This is a genomic window from Anaerostipes sp. (genome assembly GCF_018381315.1).
Classification (GTDB): Bacteria; Bacillota; Clostridia; order Lachnospirales; family Lachnospiraceae; genus Anaerostipes.
The window spans coordinates 96089-112674 of record NZ_JAGZSD010000007.1; the positions used below are offsets into that span (position 1 = coordinate 96089).

Genomic DNA, 16586 nt, shown 5'->3' on the forward strand with positions numbered 1-16586 from the left:
TTATCAGTCCTCCTGCAATTTCTGCAAAAAAGTATGTTTGTTTGTTTTATATTCTTTTATCTTACATATCTTAAGGTGGTCAAACATTCTGTCCTCAAGCTCTGTCTGCAGACTGGATTCCACAATAACAAAAGTCTGTTCTCCGCACACAGAAGAATGATCGAGTTCTCTGAGCACTGCTTCCTCCATCCCTTTATTGTACGGAGGATCCATAAATATATAATCAAAGGTTCTTCCTTCTGTCTCAAGCTTTCTCAAAGCGCTTAAAACGTCTGTCACAAGGACCTGGGCATTCTCAGCCAGTTTTGTATGTATCAGATTCTCCCGAATACAGCCGGCCGCCTTTTTATTGTTTTCCACAAACACAGCGTGCCCGCATCCGCGGCTCAGCGCTTCAATGCCTATGGCACCGCTTCCGGCAAATAAGTCGAGAAAACTCTTTCCCGCCACTTCATGCTGAATCATATTAAACAGCGTCTCTTTGATGCGGTCCTGGGTCGGTCTTGTATCCATGCCCTCTAATGTCTTAAGCCTCAAACTTCTGGCTTTTCCTGAAATCACTCGCATATTTTTATCTTCCTTTGTTTTTTCTCCCTACTATTGTATTATATTCAGATAATTTGTCAACTAAATAACAAAGAATTTCCTGTGAATCAAATACAACCTGAAAAGGAGCAATCAGAACTGCTGCTCTGATTGCCCCTCTTTTTTCTTTCGTTCTTTCATCGAAATTACGAGTAAAAACTAATTCGTTTTAATCCGCGGACTAACGTCCAGACATTTCTTCTTCCTGTCTGCGGATCATTTTACGAACCATTTCTCCTCCAACAGAACCTGCCTGAGCAGTTGTTAAATGTCCGTTGTATCCTTCTTTTAAGTCTACACCGATTTCGTTAGCAACCTCGAATTTGAATCTGTCCAGTGCTTCTCTTGCCTCTGGAACTTCCACTCTGTTGTTACCTTTGCTGTTTGCTGAAGTACGTTCTTCCATTTTGAAAGACCTCCGTTTCTTTTGTTGTTTTTTGTTACGAAGATAGTATGTTTAATAACACAAAAGATACACTGAGAGTTTTTACATGGAATAACATTTTTTTCAAAACAGATTTTAACGGTCATTTTTTGCGGCCGATGCAGCATAAAGACTGAGTCCGTAGGCGAAAATACAGACGCCCACAAGCTTGGTTCCGACAAAGACACCGCTGGCAAAACCGCTGATAAACGTCCCTTCTTTAAGCCCGGAAATCCACGGCATCTGTTCCGCGCACTGAACTGCCATTGCAAGAAACAGGCCAATCAAAGCAATTGACAGCTGTCTGGCCTTCTGGGACACCTTAAGAAGCCTGATCAGAACTTCATCACTCTTCGGATAGTCTTCTCCGTTGATAAATGCATAAACACTGATATCCAATAATCGGCAGAGCGATTGGATGGAAGATGCATCCGGCAGCTTTTTTCCGTTTTCCCAGTCAGCCACATTTTTTTCTTTCACTCCGAGACTGCCTGCTATCTGAGCCTGTGTCAGATTTTTTTCCAATCTTTTCTCCGCAATATAGTTGCCTATTTTCTTTTCATCCATATCAATACTTCACCCTGAAATCCTTTTCTCCTTCGGCAAGCGGACATTCTTCTACAGTCACGCGGTCAACCTTCATAAACCGATGTCCGTGTTTCATAGCCTCAATAAATTCTTCAATCTGTTTCTGCGTTCCCTGGGCCTCCGCTGTGACAGAGCCGTCATACATATTTTTCACCCATCCTGTCACGTGGAACTGGGAGGCGTTCATCTGGGCAAAATAGCGGAATCCGACTCCCTGGACCCTTCCTGTAAACCGCAAACGTACACGAATCATGGCAATTCCTCCTTTTTATATCCTGTTGGCAAGTGAGATCTGTTTCTCCAGACGGCTGTTTCTCAATACAGAGAAATCAAATCCTTCCTCACACAGCTGATGCACTGCATCACTTGCCTGTTTCAAAAGATCGGCATTGGTATAAATATCAGCCAAAACAAAATCCATCATGCCGCTCTGACGGACACCGAAAAAATCACCCGGTCCCCTCAGCTTCAGATCCTCATTTGCAATAAAAAAACCATCGTTGGATTTGTTCAGCACTTCAAGACGCTCCATGGTCTCTTTCTTTTTAGCTCCGCTCATAAATATGCAGTAGGACTGATGCTCTCCTCTGCCCACCCTGCCTCTCAGCTGGTGAAGCTGGGCAAGACCGAATCTCTCTGCATTTTCCACCATCATCACTGTAGCATTTGGTACATTGACCCCTACTTCAATGACTGTGGTAGACACCAGTATATCGATACGGCGCTCTGAAAACTCTTCCATAATTTTTTGTTTTTCCTTTGGTTTCATTTTACCATGAAGCACCCCTATATGTACACTGGGCGGGAACTGTCCTTTCAGCATATTGGCATATTGAACCACATTTTCACCTTCCATGGCTTCGCTTTCTTCTACCATGGGGCAAATGATATAAACCTGCCGCCCCTCTGTCACCTGCCGTTCCATAAAACGGTAGGCATTCGGGCGGTAACTCTGGTTCACCACACAGTTTTTAATAGGAAGACGGCTGCTTGGCAGTTCATCAATGATTGACACGTCCAGGTCCCCATACATAATAATAGCCAGTGTCCTTGGAATAGGGGTGGCACTCATGACAAGGACATGAGGCTCCTCCCCCTTCTTGGAAAGAATTTCTCTCTGTCTCACTCCAAACCTGTGCTGCTCATCGGTGATGACCAATGCAAGCTGGTCGTACTCCACTGCATCCTGGATCAGGGCATGGGTTCCGATCACAATATCATACTCATGATTTTTGATGCCCTGGTAGATCTCCCTCTTTTCCTTCGCCTTCACAGACCCTGTGAGCAATGCCACAGAAATGCCAAACGGCCCCAGAAGTTCAAGGAATGTCTCATAATGCTGGCTTGCGAGCACTTCCGTGGGAGCCATCAAAACACCTTGATATCCTGCTTTGGCACACATCAGCAGAAGAATGACGGCGAGGATCGTTTTCCCTGATCCTACGTCCCCCTGAACCAGACGGTTCATGACCTTTTCTCCCATCAAATCTTCCTGCATCTCCGAAAGAGCCTTTTTTTGCGCTCCGGTCAGTTCATACGGAAGAGAGGCTGTCAGCCTGTCCACTTCACTGCACACCGGAATCCGGTAGCGGTTTTCCTCCTCCCGCTGCTCCTGCTTCATCAAGTTCATACCAGCCATGAATATAAAAAATTCATCAAAAATCAGCCGCTTTTTAGCTTCTATCAGTGTCTTTTTATCCTTTGGAAAATGAACATTCCAGATGGCCTGGCTGTAGTCCATAAAACGGCTTTTTGAAAGAACCTGATCCGGCAGATACTCCCTGATGCTCCTGATGTATTCTTCGGTCTGTCCAACCGCTTTGCTCACCGTCTTATTGGTAATCCCTGAAGTCAGGGGGTAGACTGGCTGCAGAGTCTCCTGCTTCGCTTTGTAATCCTCCTCATGAAAAATTTCCGGATGCTCCATCAGCAGACGTCCGTTTTTGAATACAGGCGTTCCGACAAAGATATAGTCCTCTCCCCGGTGTATCTGCTTTTTTAAGTACGGCATGTTAAACCATGTGAAAGTCATGGTGCCGGAACTGTCTTTTCCCAAACACGAAACAATTTTAAGCCCCCTCACATACCGGATATTCACATCCGATGTGATCCTTACCTGCACTGCTGCCCTCTCTCCGGCTGTAAGTTCAGACAGAAAGACAGGGTCCTCATATGTCAGATAGTATTTCGGATACATTGTGATCAGGCTGTCCACCGTCTCCACTCCAAGCTTTTGGAATCCTTTATATGTTTTCTCACCGACACCCTTCAGGCACTGTATATTCGTATCCCCGTTCATGAAATAATAGCTCCTTTAAAACACGAAAAGGGAACATCCGCTGCTCCCTTTTCTGTCATAGTTACCGTTTTCTTATTCTACAGACAGCAGGAAATAGTAGATCGGCTGTCCTCCGTATTCCACCTGGACTTCACAGTCCGGATAGAGTTCCTCTGCCTTCTTGGAAAGCTCCAGCGCCTTTTCCTCCGGTGTCTCTTCCCCGTAATAAATACAGATCAGCTCACTGTCTTCATCTACCATGCTTCTTAAAAGTCCCAGCGTCGTTTCCTGGACATCTTTTCCCACTTCCTGAATTCCGTCATCATCGATGCCCATAATGTCATCTACTTTGATTTGTTTCCCGTCAATGGTTGTATCCCGGACAGCATAGGTGACCTCTCCGGTTTTAACGCCGTTCATCATCTCTGTCATAGCTGCTTCGTTGTCTTCCACACTGCTTTCCGCTTCAAATGCAATCAGCGCAGAGATCCCCTGCGGAACCGTCTTTGTCGGAATGATAATAATCTCCTTGTCCTCCACGAGGGCTTTAGCCTGCTGGGCAGCCAGTATGATATTTTTATTATTCGGAAGGATGAACACATGGTCAGCATTTACCTGCTTGATGGCATTGAGCATATCCTCTGTACTTGGGTTCATGGTCTGTCCGCCTTCAATCAGATAGTCAGCTCCCAATTCTCTGAAAATATCATTGAGGCCGCTTCCTATGGATACTGCCACAAAGCCCATTTCCTTTCTCGGAGCCGGCTCTTTTTCTTCTGCCTGGCGGCTTAAGTTTAAGCGCTCTTCGTGTTCTTCCCTCATATTGTCGATCTTCATACTGGTAAGAGATCCGTAGCTTAACCCTTTTTCAATGGCTTTGCCCGGATGATTGGTGTGGACGTGGACTTTTACAATATCTTCATCTGCCACAACCACGATGGAATCTCCCATGGCCGTCAGATAGTCTTTAAACTCCTGCTCCTGCCCTGAGCCGAATTCCTTTTCCAGCATGACAATAAATTCGGTGCAGTAACCGAATGTAATATCTGCCGTCTCTCCCACAGCAGCACCTATAGACTTCTGCTTCGGCCTGGCAGCAGGAACGACTTCAAGATCCACTTCTTTTCCCATCAAGACATCACAGGCACCCTGGAGAACCTCCATCAGTCCCTGTCCGCCGGAATCTACAACTCCCGCTTCTTTTAAAACCGGCAGCATATCCGGTGTCTTTAAAAGGACTGCGTTTGCCTCCTGCATGACAATCTTTGCAAATTCTTCAAAATCCTCTGTCTTTTTTGATGACCGGAGGGCACTGTCCGCCGCAGCCTTGGCTACCGTAAGAATTGTGCCTTCTTTTGGCTTCATAACTGCTTTATATGCAGTGTCCACCGCCTTTTTAAAACCTGCCGCCACATCTCTGGTCGTCAGGCTGTCCAAATATTTGATCTGCTTTGTAAATCCCCGGAACAGCTGGGACAGAATCACCCCTGAATTCCCTCTGGCTCCCCTCAGGGATCCCCCGGAAATTGCTTTCGCCAGTTCCTCGATAGTTGGGTCCTCAATGGCCCCGACTTCTTTTGCCGCCGACATGATCGTCATGGTCATGTTCGTTCCCGTGTCGCCATCCGGCACCGGGAATACATTTAATTCGTTAATATGCTCTTTTTGAGCTTCCAGTCTCTTTGCTCCGCCGATGAACATCTTCTTGAGCAAAGCCGCGTCGATTTGCTTCATTTATCCTGCCTCCGTAATTATCCTATATCTTTCACACCTTCAACGTATACATTGATTCTCTCCACTTCCAGGCTGGTGAACTCTTCTACCCGGTACTTCACAGAAGACATCAGGTTGTCTGCCACCGCGGAAATGGATACTCCATAAGAAACAATAATGTGAAAATCTATAGAAATTTTGTTGTTCTTCACAGAAACAAAAACGCCTTTTCTTATATTATCTCTGGTCAGCAGCTTTACGATTCCGTCTTTCATATTTACCATTGCCATGCCGACAATGCCAAAACATCCAAGGGCACAAATCCCGGCATACTTGGCGATTACTTGATTTTCAATAGAAATCTCGCCGTTCTTTGTGTTCATATGTCCTTTCATCGCTTTACCTCCATACTTCGTATTCTTTTGCGCTCCTATAGGGGGCTGTCTTACCCCGAACGCTACTTAGATTATACTATTTACCTCCGAAAAAGAAAAGAGAATTTCTTCTTGATTTTTGTAAATCAATCTGTTAGAATGAAATAGTTGTCAGTCCCAGAGAGGGATAAGATCGAGTTAAGGAGGTGCTAACATGGCAAAATGTGCTATCTGCGGAAAAGGCGCTCATTTTGGTAATGCAGTCAGTCATTCACATAGAAGATCAAATAAGATGTGGAAATCAAATATCAAATCTGTAAGAGTGAAGGTAAACGGTGCAGCTAAAAAAATGTACGTTTGTACTTCTTGTCTGAGATCAGGTAAAGTCGAAAGAGCATAATCTTTCCCGATTGATTATAAACCTTAGGGGAGCTGGAATTTCCGGCTCTTTTTTTCATGTCCCGGTGCAGCATTCCAGCTTTCATTATCTTATTGGAAGAAAAGAAAATAGGACAGCGTGATGCTGACTCCTGTCATTGCAAACTGGGTAAAATCTCTTTGAATAAACATACCTATAAACAGTCCAAGCCCGAAAAAGAAAAAAGCGACTCCGCAAACACGTTTCATACATACACACCTATTTAAGCTTATTAACTAGTATATGCAAATCAACTCAAAGTATTGAATAAAAATACCCTGTATTATAAATTTCACATAATACAGGGTATTTCCCAACAGGGAGGTTATCTTTCGTTTTCCAGGTCTTCCACAATATCTTCCAGTGTCTCTTCCTTTTTTGTAAACTTGTCGATCACATCCGGAACCATATCCAGCAGCTTCGTAATGGTCTCCTGGTTTTTCACATTCACAAGCTTCGTCTGTCCGTCGCGGATCACAAGAACGGCGCTTGGCGTCATCTTTCCTCCGATGCCGCCGTACCCGCGGGCCTTCCGGTCTCCCCGGTAATCTCCGGCTCCCATGCCGAAGGATACATCTACCAGCGGCAGAATGATCGTGTCCTTCACATAAATCGGGTCACCGACTACAGTCTTTGAAGTCATAAATCCTTCAATGCCCTGGAATAACGAGTCCACGGTCTCATTAAACTTTTCTTTGCTCATTAAACTAACCTCCTATTGTTCTTAAGATACGCTCCTTCTGCCTCCAAAGCTCTTTATCCCTGTAGATATCCCAGGCAAGCTTCAGAAAATGAAACGCATATATCCGTCCTGAAACGGTCAGGTCGGCCTCAAATCCTGCTTCCTTAAAATCCGGCTCCACAGACAGGCTCCCTTCAAACAGCGGCATTAAAACGCTCACAGCGGCAAGTGCCTGTCCTGTTGCGGCGGGATCTTCAAAACCAAAGGCGATCTCACCTGAAAGCTTTTTAGGCAGGAAATGCCTGATTCCTTTCTTACTGTATCCAAACACACGTCTGACTGCACGAATCAGTTCTTCATCTTCCAGCAGTTCCTTAAAAGAACCGATCCTTTTTGAGATGCCTTTTAATGTCCTGAACAGACGCTTACCTGTATTATAGCATCTTTGCAGGAAATTTTTCACCCTTTTTCTGAAAGTCAGCTTTCTTGGCTGTTCCTCCGGAAGGGATTCCAGATCTTCCCCGTCACCGGTATAATCCAGTATATCGTCGGGAAGCCCGGCTTTCTCATTCACAGAGGTTTCCTTCTCAGAGTGCAGAGCCTTTGGGGATTTTTCCGCCGGTTCTTCTTTATTCTTCCCAGAATCTATGATTTCTACCACATCCTCATGCATTTTCCCGTTGAGAAAAGACCAGCGCCCCTCATCAGAATTGTAAACCGGAAACCCCAGAATCCTCAAAGAAATGCCCGGCTCATCTCCTTCTGTCCAGACCACCTTCATGCGGACAAAAAAGAAAAGCCATGAAATACGTCCCTTTGCCCATTTCCCACTGTCCTTCCAGACGCCCCGGCAGCGATAGCCCACAGGTGCAAACAGAATCAGCAGCAAAAATACAAGAAGACAGAGCAGCAGTATTCCGATGATTTTTAAGATGATCCATAAAACTGCCATTGTCTCACTCCTTCTCAAAAAATTCAGGAATCTGCAAAAGGCAGTCCCGCGCTTCCATCTCTTCTACAATCCTTCTGACCAATACAAGGGCATCCTGCTTTGAAACTGCACACCCTACAACCGTTATATCTTTTTCCCGGTAATAGTCTTTTAACAGCTCCCGGTATTCGTAAATTTCCAGTATGCCGGCATTGCCAAGCGGCAGCGTAATACAATATAACGAAGGAATGCTTTTCCCTTTTACAATCCGCTTTATTAACTTCGCTTTTGTTATCGTTAAAATTTCTGATATGTAAACTTTTTCAGCAACCTTCATAATTTATCACCTTACCAAAAAGGGGATGCTTTCACACCCCCTGTCCATCCTTATTCGCCGATTTTTACTACTTTCAGCATGTTTGTTACGCCTTGTCCGCGGTGGTCAGCAGGACCTCCTCCGGTCAGAACCAAGATATCATTTTCCTGTGCAAGATCTGCATTCAGTACAATATCTTCAGCCTCATCCAAAAGCTCACGTGTAGAGGAAGCTTTATGAGATTTGAACGGACGGACTCCCCAGTAAAGCTGCATCTTGCGCACAACCGCTTCATCCGGAGACAATCCGATGATCTGTGCATCCGGTTTAAACTTGGATACAATCCTTGCAGTAAATCCGGACATACTGGACGCCAGAATACATTTTGCATTGATATTATGCGCAGTCTGAACAGCTGAATAAGCAACTGCTGCTGAAATTCCGCGGTTTACATAAATAGAGCGGAAATCTTTGATCTTTGTATCTAAATGCAGTTCTGTAGAAATAGCGATCTGGTTCATCATTTTAACTGCTTCCACAGGGTATTTTCCTTTTGCTGTCTCTCCTGAAAGCATGATCGCATCTGTTCCGTCATAAATAGCATTGGCAACATCTGTTACTTCCGCTCTTGTAGGACGCGGATTGCGGATCATAGAGTCGAGCATCTGTGTAGCTGTGATAACCGGCTTGAATGCGTTGTTGCATTTTTTGATGATGGCCTTCTGCATGAACGGAACTTCCTCTGCAGGAATTTCCACACCTAAATCTCCGCGGGCTACCATGATGCCGTCTGAAGCCTGGATGATGGATTCAATGTTTTCCACACCTTCCACGTTCTCAATCTTGGAGATAACTCCTACTTCCATGTTGTGGGCTTTTACAATATCCTTGATCTCATTGACAGCATCAGCATTTCGGATGAAAGAAGCGGCGATGAAATCAATGCCGTTTTCCAGTCCGAACTCAATATCACTCTTGTCCTTTTCTGTGATAGAAGGAAGGTTTACGCGCACATTCGGTACGTTTACTCCCTTACGGCTTCCTAATAATCCGCCGTTTACAATCTCACATACGATGTCTGTTCCGTCTTTGATCTCTTTAACTCTCAGTTCGATCAGTCCGTCATCAATCAGGATTGTATTTCCTTCTACAACATCCTGCGGAAGCTCCTCGTATGTAATTCCTACGATAGACTCATTTCCTTTGATATCTCTTGTAGTCAGGACAAATTCATTTCCTTCTTTTAATTCCACATCTCCGTCTGTCTCCAGAAGTCCTGTACGGATCTCAGGTCCTTTTGTATCCAGTAAAATTGCAATCGGGATATTCAGTTCTTCACGGAATCTTTTAATTCTCTTAATTCTTCCAAGCTGTTCCTCATGGTCACCGTGAGAAAAGTTCAGTCTCGCAATATCCATTCCTTCCAGCATCAGCTGTTTGAGCACTGCATCATCATCTGTAGCAGGCCCCATTGTGCAAACAATCTTTGTTTTCTTTGTCAGCATAGTTAATCTCCTTTTCATAACAATGTATAATAAATTAATTGTAAAAATTAATTATTTCCTTTTTCGTCTTTTTTCACATGGACATGAGTAAACAGATGATCCTGGCAGTACTCATAATTCCCGTCACATTTTGAACAGTACCGGAATTCCAATGTGGGATCATCAAGCTCTGTCCGGTGGCAGACGGCACATTCATGTCTTGCACCGTTTTTCTTCGGCTCCACATGGCCCGACGGCTCTCCGAACTGTACCTTCCGCTTCCTCTGTTTTACTTTCTGGCCGAATCTGGCCCCCTTTGCCTTCATCTTCTTCGTTGAGAAAAAGAACAGAACAAAGTTAAGCAAAGCGACTGCTATAGATACTTTAATCGAAATTCCCACAACTGTAAAGTCTGTTGCAATAAAAAATGTATAAAAAAGGTATGCGGCGTCAAGATATGCCAGCCATTTAACCTTCAGCGGGATAATCATATAAAAAAGCACCTGCATATCCGGAAACATCATGGCGTAGGCCAGAAACAGGGATAAATTCAGATAGAAAGTATCCATCTGCACGAACGCGGCACTCATCTGCCCTCCTGCAGCTGTGAGGATCAGATATGTAAGAAAAGCACCTGCCACTGTTCCCACTGCTCCGATCAGGTAGTACATGGTAAAACGGAAGCTTCCCCATACCTGTTCCAGTGATGATGCGATAGAATAGTAAAACAGAAGCACAAAGATCATAAAGAACAAATTGGTAGAAGGCGCAATCAGTAAGAATGTAAACAGCCTCCACACTTGTCCATGCAGTACGAGATAAGGATTCAGTGCAAACTGACTGTACAGTTCCGGTGCTGCATACTGTACCAGAATCCCCACTGCGTACATAAGAATAATATACTTTGGAAGTCCGGGAATGGAAAATCGTCCAAACTTCCTCTCCAGCTTATTTAACCAATTCATAAAAAACCTTTCCTAAAATGTTTTTTTCTTTCCCAATACAATGCTTCCGATCACGGTCAGTACCAAAGATGCCCCGACTAGTCCGAAAAAACCGAATGGGCTGTCCGCAAAGGGAACCGGCACGTTCATTCCCCAAAAGCTGGCGATCATAGTTGGAATGGACATGACGATGGTAATCACCGCCAGAACCTTCATGACAATGTTCAGATTATTGGAGATGACAGAAGCATAGGCATCCATTGTACCGCTTAAAATATTGCTGTAAATGTCGGACATCTCAATCGCCTGCTTGTTCTCAATGATAACGTCATCCAGCAGTTCCTCATCTTCTGGATACTGTTTGATCTTTTCAATCTTTAACAGGCGCTCTAAAACCAGTTCATTTCCCCTCAGTGATGTGGAGAAATAAACCAGACTCTTTTCCAGTTCCAAAAGTTCGATCAGTTCCTGGTTCTTTGTAGAGATGTGAAGCTGTTTTTCAACCTCGTCACTTTTTTTATCAATAATCCGAAGATACTGAAGATAAAGAGAGGCATTGCGGAACAGGATCTGAAGAATAAATCTGGTCTTTTTATAGGTCCAGAAGTTTCTGACCCGGCCCTCTTTAAAGTTAGAAAGCACCGGCGTGTCCATCAGGCAGATCGTGATCAGACACAGATCTGTGAGGATAATCCCGCACGGGATCGTCACAAAGTAGTTCTTTTCTTTTCTCTCTTCTGTGATCGGCACATCCACAATGATCAGCGTGTAGTTGTCCTCCACTTCGATACGGGACCGCTCTTCCTCATCCAAAGGTGCCTTTAAATGATCCAAATCTATCTGGTACTTTTGGGACAGTTCCACCAGCTCTGAGGCTGTAGGGTCCACCACAGAAATCCAGCAGCCCTCTATGGCCTCTGAAATTTCGTTGATCCGACCGTCCATTGTCCGAAAAATTTGTATCATTTAGGTCTCCTTCCACTGGGCTGCGGTAGCAGGCAGATGAGATCATCTGCCTGTTTTCCACGAGTTCACGTTTCATTATAGAGATATTATTTCTCTTTGTCAATTAACAGCACCGTCCCCACAGGCAAGGTGAGCTCTCTGACACTTTTGTTTGATTTGGCTAATTTTTCAAAGGAAACATTCTTATTTTTCATAATATTCATAAGTGTGTCGCCTTTTTTTACTACATATGGCTCAAAAGCGCCTGAAATTACCGGTCCGGCTGCCGGAATACATAGCTCATCACCTATCTGCAGATTGTAAATGTTCACATAAGGATTCTTCCTCATGATGTCCTTTACTCTCACATTATACTGTTTAGCAATCTGATATAAGGTATCTTTTTCCTTGATTACATAAACAATTCCATTACAGTTTCCCCGTTCTGCCATATTTTATTCTTTCCTTTGCCTTTTTCTTATAGACTATGCCTTGTTTTTTATTTGTTTCCGATTATTTTTAGTGAATTTTTTTCTCATCATGTTTTTCTTTTCCTTTTTAATAGGTAAGAAGTGAACACTTGAATCTTGTTATTTCAAATTCTTTATTTTATAATAAGACTACTATCGAAAAGAAAGCAGGTTACAATTAGATGAAACGATTAGGAATTGATATCGGCTCTACCACCGTCAAAGTGGCGGTGATCGATGAGCAGCACAATATACTGTTCTCAGACTATGAGAGACATTATGCAAATATACAGGAAACCCTGGCTTCCCTTTTAAGAAAGGCCAAGGATCAGATAGGTGATCTCACTTTTGCACCGACGGTTACAGGTTCCGGCGGACTTTCCATTTCTTCTTATCTGGAGATTCCGTTCTGCCAGGAAGTTGTGTGCGTATCCACAGCACTCCAGGACTATGCTCCGCGGACTGATGTAGCGATCGAACTGGGCGGTGAGGATGCAAAAATCATTTACTTCACCAACGGCATTGACCAGCGCATGAACGGCGTCTGTGCCGGCGGTACCGGTTCTTTCATTGACCAGATGGCATCCCTGCTGCAGACAGACGCCGCAGGCCTGAATGAATACGCCAAAAATTATGATACGATCTACCCTATCGCAGCCCGCTGCGGTGTATTTGCCAAATCAGACATCCAGCCTTTGATCAACGAAGGCGCCACAAAAGAAAACCTTGCAGCGTCCATCTTTCAGGCTGTTGTCAATCAGACGATCAGCGGTCTGGCCTGCGGCAAACCAATTCGGGGAAACGTAGCATTTTTAGGCGGCCCCCTGCATTTCCTCTCTGAACTGAAGGAAGCTTTTATCCGCACTCTCGGGCTTGAAGGCGAGGCAATCATTGCCCCGAACCACTCCCACCTGTTTGCCGCTGTAGGTGCCGCTCTGAACTCCAAGGACGAGGTAACTACCAATTTTACAGATCTTCTGGAGCACTTTAACAGGAAGATTGAACTGAATCATGAAGTTGACCGGCTGGAACCTTTATTTAAAGACGACCAGGAATACCAGATGTTTTTAAAGGACCATAACCGCCATATTGTCAAACGCGGGGACCTTTCTACATATGAAGGCAGATGTTTTCTTGGAATTGATGCCGGATCAACCACGACGAAAGTAGCATTGGTCAGCGAAAAAGGTGATCTTCTTTACAGCTACTATACAAATAACAACGGAAATCCTCTGAATGCAACCATAGACGCCCTAAGGGAAATCAACGCACAGATGCCAAAACAGGCATCCATTGTGTCTTCCTGTTCAACAGGCTACGGCGAACATCTGATCAAAGCTGCGCTGAATTTAGATTACGGTGAAGTTGAGACCATCGCCCACTATTATGCAGCCGCATTTTTTGATCCCAACGTAGACTGTATTCTGGATATCGGCGGTCAGGATATGAAGTGCATCAAGATTAAGAATGGGGTTGTGGACAATGTACTGCTCAATGAGGCCTGTTCTTCCGGCTGCGGATCATTTATCGAGACTTTTGCAAAATCCCTGAACTATTCTGTACAGGACTTTGCCAAGGTGGCTCTCACAGCCAGAAATCCCATTGATCTTGGTTCCCGCTGTACTGTATTTATGAATTCAAAAGTAAAGCAGGCCCAGAAGGAAGGTGCCAGTGTAGGGGATATTTCTGCCGGCCTTGCATACTCTGTTATCAAAAATGCCCTTTTAAAGGTCATCAAGCTGACAGATCCCAAATCTCTTGGAGAACATATCGTTGTCCAGGGAGGGACCTTCTACAATGACGCTGTTTTAAGAAGCTTTGAACGAATTTCAGGGTGCCACGCCATCCGTCCCGACATTGCCGGCATTATGGGAGCTTTCGGAGCTGCACTGATTGCCAAGGAGCGTTTTCAGACAGAACATACAAAAACACAGATGCTGTCCATGGAAGAGATTTTTGCCCTTTCCGTGGATACTTCCATGACCCGCTGCAAAGGCTGTACCAACAACTGTCTTTTAACAATCAACAAGTTTTCCAACGGCGGCCGCTACATCACAGGAAACCGCTGTGAACGGGGAGTAGGCGGGAAAGCCAACAAGGATAATATACCAAACCTATATGACTACAAGCTCAAACGGACCTTTGGTTATGAATCTATCCCTGAGGGTGAGGCAAAGCATGGGGTCATCGGTATCCCGAGAGTTTTAAATATTTATGAGAATTATCCGTTCTGGCATACATTCTTTACGAAGCTTGGATTCTCCGTAGTCCTGTCTCCTGACTCTTCCAGAAAGATTTATGAGCTTGGCATTGAATCCATTCCGAGTGAATCTGAATGTTATCCGGCTAAGCTTGCCCACGGGCATGTTATGTGGCTCATTAACCAGGGTATTAAGGATATTTTTTACCCTTGTATTCCATATGAACGCAATGAGACAGAGGAAGCCAACAACCACTACAACTGTCCGATCGTTACTTCTTATGCGGAAAACATTAAGAACAACATGGAAGAACTCAGGACAGAAAATATTAACTTTATGAATCCTTTCCTCGCCCTTGATAACGAGGAAGCCCTGAAGCCAAGGCTTTTTGAGGAACTGGGCGAAAAATACGGCATCACCGCACCAGAAATCAATGACGCTGTGAGGGCCGCTTTTGAAGAACTGGATACTGTCCGAAAAGACATTCAGAATCAAGGGGAGGAGGTTCTTGCTTACCTGGCAGAAACCGGACGCACCGGCATTGTGCTCTGCGGACGTCCATACCATATCGATCCGGAGATCAACCACGGGATTCCTGAGCTGATCAATTCCTACGGTATCGCTGTACTTACGGAAGATTCGATCTCTCATTTGTCAAAAGTGGACCGTCCTCTGAATGTATCCGACCAGTGGATGTACCACTCCAGGCTGTATGCAGCTGCCAACTACGCCAAATCCAATAAGCAGCTGGAAGTAATTCAGCTGAATTCCTTCGGATGCGGACTGGATGCGGTGACAACCGATACAGTCAACGAAATTCTGACACGTTCCGGAAGGATTTATACAGTCTTAAAAATTGATGAAGTCAACAATCTGGGTGCAGCCAGAATCCGGATCCGCTCTTTGATCAGTGCAGTCCGCGTAAGGAAAAAACACAACATTGAGCCAAAACCGGTATCCGCTGCCATGAAGCGGGTTGAATTTACAAAGGAAATGGCAAAGGACTATACAATTCTTGTGCCTCAGATGTCACCGATCCACTTTTCCATGCTGGAGCCTGCCTTAAAATCCTGCGGATATAAAGTAAAGGTTCTGAAACAGGGCGGAATGGACGATGTAAATACCGGGCTCAAATATGTAAACAATGATGCATGCTACCCTTCTCTGATCGTTATCGGACAGCTGATGAATGCACTTTTATCAGGCAAATACGATACGGATAAGATTGCTCTGGCTATCAGCCAGACCGGAGGCGGCTGCCGTGCCACAAGCTACATCAGCTTCATCCGCAGGGCGCTTCAAAATGCCGGATACGGGCATATCCCGGTCATCGGCATCAGTACCCAGGGCATCGAAAAGAACAGCGGATTTAAGCTCTCCCCGGGTCTTTTAAACCGGGCCGTCCAGGCGATTGTCTACGGAGACTTATTCATGAGAGTGGTCTACCGGACCCGTCCGTACGAAAAGGAAAAGGGTTCTGTAAACCGTCTTCACAAACGCTGGGAAGCCAAATGCAAACGTGATGTGATGAAAGGCAGCCTTACTACCTTTTCAAAAAACATCAAGGGTATCATCCGCGACTTTGATCAAATACCTTTGACAGATGAGAAAAAACCAAGAGTCGGAATCGTAGGCGAAATCCTTGTGAAGTTCCTTCCGGATGCCAACAACCATTTGGTGGAGCTTCTGGAACGGGAAGGTGCCGAGGCGGTTGTCCCTGACCTTCTGGACTTCTTTATGTACGGTTTCTACAACAGCAACTTTAAGTACCGCTATCTTGGAAAGTCAAAGAAAACAGCCATTATCTGCAACTCCGGTATTTGGGTAGTGGAACAGTACCGGAAAACCTTAAGAAAAGAGCTTGCCAAAAGCAAACGTTTTGACGAGCCGGCCTACATCAAAGATCTGGCCGCTTATGCCAAACCGTTTGTATCCATCGGAAACCAGACCGGTGAAGGCTGGTTCCTCACCGGAGAGATGGTGGAGCTGATCCACAGCGGTGCACCGAACATCGTATGTACCCAGCCATTTGCATGTCTGCCGAACCATGTGGTAGGAAAGGGTGTCATCAAGGAACTCCGCCAGGCATTCCCTGAGTCTAATATCGTTGCCATTGACTATGACCCGGGAGCCAGCGAAGTCAATCAGATCAACCGGATCAAGCTCATGCTGTCTGCCGCTGTTAAAAATCTTTGAGTTTGGTTTTGCGGCTTGAAAAACAGCTCGAATTATG

At 44.9% G+C, this 16586-nt stretch carries 16 protein-coding genes and 1 pseudogene; 2 read left to right on the forward strand and 15 right to left on the reverse strand.

Annotation, left to right across the window (positions count from 1 at the left end; translation table 11 throughout):
- Positions 1-3: 3 nt before the first annotated feature.
- The 7 genes and pseudogenes from rsmD to KH180_RS07500 all read right to left on the reverse strand — a co-directional run.
- Positions 4-576: pseudogene (gene rsmD / locus KH180_RS07470) on the reverse strand (16S rRNA (guanine(966)-N(2))-methyltransferase RsmD); the annotation flags it as partial.
- Between the two features lie 190 nt (positions 577-766).
- Positions 767-991 (reverse strand): alpha/beta-type small acid-soluble spore protein, encoded by a 225-nt coding sequence (locus KH180_RS07475; protein WP_006565871.1) that lies wholly within the window; start codon positions 989-991, stop codon positions 767-769.
- 114 nt (positions 992-1105) lie between these two features.
- Positions 1106-1576 (reverse strand): helix-turn-helix domain-containing protein, encoded by a 471-nt coding sequence (locus KH180_RS07480; protein ID WP_290758601.1) that lies wholly within the window; start codon positions 1574-1576, stop codon positions 1106-1108.
- Position 1577: 1 nt separating this feature from the next.
- Positions 1578-1850, reverse strand: a complete 273-nt coding sequence (locus KH180_RS07485; protein ID WP_290758604.1) for an acylphosphatase — start codon at positions 1848-1850, stop codon at positions 1578-1580.
- A gap of 15 nt (positions 1851-1865) precedes the next feature.
- Positions 1866-3896 (reverse strand): ATP-dependent DNA helicase RecG, encoded by a 2031-nt coding sequence (gene recG / locus KH180_RS07490; RefSeq protein WP_290758607.1) that lies wholly within the window; start codon positions 3894-3896, stop codon positions 1866-1868.
- 72 nt (positions 3897-3968) lie between these two features.
- Entirely contained in the window at positions 3969-5609 is a 1641-nt protein-coding gene (locus KH180_RS07495) for a DAK2 domain-containing protein (protein ID WP_290758610.1), read from the reverse strand.
- A 17-nt stretch (positions 5610-5626) separates the two neighbouring features.
- The gene (locus KH180_RS07500; protein ID WP_022260796.1) at positions 5627-5983 is read right to left on the reverse strand and encodes an Asp23/Gls24 family envelope stress response protein; all 357 of its coding nucleotides are present in this window, start codon (positions 5981-5983) and stop codon (positions 5627-5629) included.
- Between the two features lie 193 nt (positions 5984-6176).
- On the opposite strand from KH180_RS07500, the gene rpmB reads away from it, so the two are divergent.
- On the forward strand, positions 6177-6362 hold the full coding sequence (rpmB, locus tag KH180_RS07505; protein WP_006565876.1) for a 50S ribosomal protein L28: 186 nt from the start codon (positions 6177-6179) through the stop codon (positions 6360-6362).
- Positions 6363-6451: 89 nt separating this feature from the next.
- Here rpmB and KH180_RS07510 read toward each other — a convergent pair whose 3' ends face one another.
- The 8 genes from KH180_RS07510 to KH180_RS07545 all read right to left on the reverse strand — a co-directional run bounded on the left by KH180_RS07510 (position 6452) and on the right by KH180_RS07545 (position 12134).
- On the reverse strand, positions 6452-6589 hold the full coding sequence (locus KH180_RS07510) for a hypothetical protein (protein ID WP_006565877.1): 138 nt from the start codon (positions 6587-6589) through the stop codon (positions 6452-6454).
- A 116-nt stretch (positions 6590-6705) separates the two neighbouring features.
- Positions 6706-7083 carry a GerW family sporulation protein gene (locus tag KH180_RS07515; RefSeq protein ID WP_290758622.1) on the reverse strand — a complete coding sequence of 126 codons (378 nt, stop codon included), beginning with the start codon at positions 7081-7083 and terminating at the stop codon, positions 6706-6708.
- Between the two features lie 4 nt (positions 7084-7087).
- The gene (locus KH180_RS07520) at positions 7088-8014 is read right to left on the reverse strand and encodes a DUF2953 domain-containing protein (RefSeq protein WP_290758624.1); all 927 of its coding nucleotides are present in this window, start codon (positions 8012-8014) and stop codon (positions 7088-7090) included.
- Between the two features lie 4 nt (positions 8015-8018).
- Positions 8019-8330, reverse strand: coding sequence for a hypothetical protein (locus KH180_RS07525; RefSeq protein WP_290758627.1), 312 nt, complete (start codon positions 8328-8330; stop codon positions 8019-8021).
- A gap of 50 nt (positions 8331-8380) precedes the next feature.
- The gene (gene pyk / locus KH180_RS07530) at positions 8381-9814 is read right to left on the reverse strand and encodes a pyruvate kinase (RefSeq protein WP_290758630.1); all 1434 of its coding nucleotides are present in this window, start codon (positions 9812-9814) and stop codon (positions 8381-8383) included.
- 47 nt (positions 9815-9861) lie between these two features.
- Complete coding sequence (locus KH180_RS07535) at positions 9862-10758, reverse strand: rhomboid family intramembrane serine protease (RefSeq protein ID WP_290758633.1); 897 nt, start codon at positions 10756-10758, stop codon at positions 9862-9864.
- 12 nt (positions 10759-10770) lie between these two features.
- Positions 10771-11703: a magnesium transporter CorA family protein gene (locus KH180_RS07540; RefSeq protein ID WP_290758636.1), complete on the reverse strand. Its 933-nt coding sequence runs from the start codon at positions 11701-11703 to the stop codon at positions 10771-10773.
- Between the two features lie 86 nt (positions 11704-11789).
- Entirely contained in the window at positions 11790-12134 is a 345-nt protein-coding gene (locus KH180_RS07545; RefSeq protein ID WP_290758639.1) for a LysM peptidoglycan-binding domain-containing protein, read from the reverse strand.
- A gap of 200 nt (positions 12135-12334) precedes the next feature.
- Here KH180_RS07545 and KH180_RS07550 point away from each other — a divergent pair, with 200 nt between their 5' ends.
- A complete protein-coding gene (locus tag KH180_RS07550) occupies positions 12335-16549 on the forward strand; it encodes a 2-hydroxyacyl-CoA dehydratase (protein WP_290758642.1) in 4215 nt (1404 codons plus the stop codon).
- The last annotated feature ends 37 nt before the right edge of the window (positions 16550-16586 follow it).

Excerpts from the sequence above, each read along its gene's own strand:
- KH180_RS07475 (WP_006565871.1), bottom strand. The coding sequence starts at position 991 with ATGGAAGAACGTACTTCAGCAAACAGCAAAGGTAACAACAGAGTGGAA.
- KH180_RS07480 (WP_290758601.1), bottom strand. The coding sequence starts at position 1,576 with ATGGATGAAAAGAAAATAGGCAACTATATTGCGGAGAAAAGATTGGAA.
- KH180_RS07485 (WP_290758604.1), bottom strand. The coding sequence starts at position 1,850 with ATGATTCGTGTACGTTTGCGGTTTACAGGAAGGGTCCAGGGAGTCGGA.
- recG (WP_290758607.1), bottom strand. The coding sequence starts at position 3,896 with ATGAACGGGGATACGAATATACAGTGCCTGAAGGGTGTCGGTGAGAAA.
- KH180_RS07495 (WP_290758610.1), bottom strand. The coding sequence starts at position 5,609 with ATGAAGCAAATCGACGCGGCTTTGCTCAAGAAGATGTTCATCGGCGGA.
- KH180_RS07500 (WP_022260796.1), bottom strand. The coding sequence starts at position 5,983 with ATGAAAGGACATATGAACACAAAGAACGGCGAGATTTCTATTGAAAAT.
- rpmB (WP_006565876.1), top strand. The coding sequence starts at position 6,177 with ATGGCAAAATGTGCTATCTGCGGAAAAGGCGCTCATTTTGGTAATGCA.
- KH180_RS07510 (WP_006565877.1), bottom strand. The coding sequence starts at position 6,589 with ATGAAACGTGTTTGCGGAGTCGCTTTTTTCTTTTTCGGGCTTGGACTG.
- KH180_RS07515 (WP_290758622.1), bottom strand. The coding sequence starts at position 7,083 with ATGAGCAAAGAAAAGTTTAATGAGACCGTGGACTCGTTATTCCAGGGC.
- KH180_RS07520 (WP_290758624.1), bottom strand. The coding sequence starts at position 8,014 with ATGGCAGTTTTATGGATCATCTTAAAAATCATCGGAATACTGCTGCTC.
- KH180_RS07525 (WP_290758627.1), bottom strand. The coding sequence starts at position 8,330 with ATGAAGGTTGCTGAAAAAGTTTACATATCAGAAATTTTAACGATAACA.
- pyk (WP_290758630.1), bottom strand. The coding sequence starts at position 9,814 with ATGCTGACAAAGAAAACAAAGATTGTTTGCACAATGGGGCCTGCTACA.
- KH180_RS07535 (WP_290758633.1), bottom strand. The coding sequence starts at position 10,758 with ATGAATTGGTTAAATAAGCTGGAGAGGAAGTTTGGACGATTTTCCATT.
- KH180_RS07540 (WP_290758636.1), bottom strand. The coding sequence starts at position 11,703 with ATGATACAAATTTTTCGGACAATGGACGGTCGGATCAACGAAATTTCA.
- KH180_RS07545 (WP_290758639.1), bottom strand. The coding sequence starts at position 12,134 with ATGGCAGAACGGGGAAACTGTAATGGAATTGTTTATGTAATCAAGGAA.
- KH180_RS07550 (WP_290758642.1), top strand. The coding sequence starts at position 12,335 with ATGAAACGATTAGGAATTGATATCGGCTCTACCACCGTCAAAGTGGCG.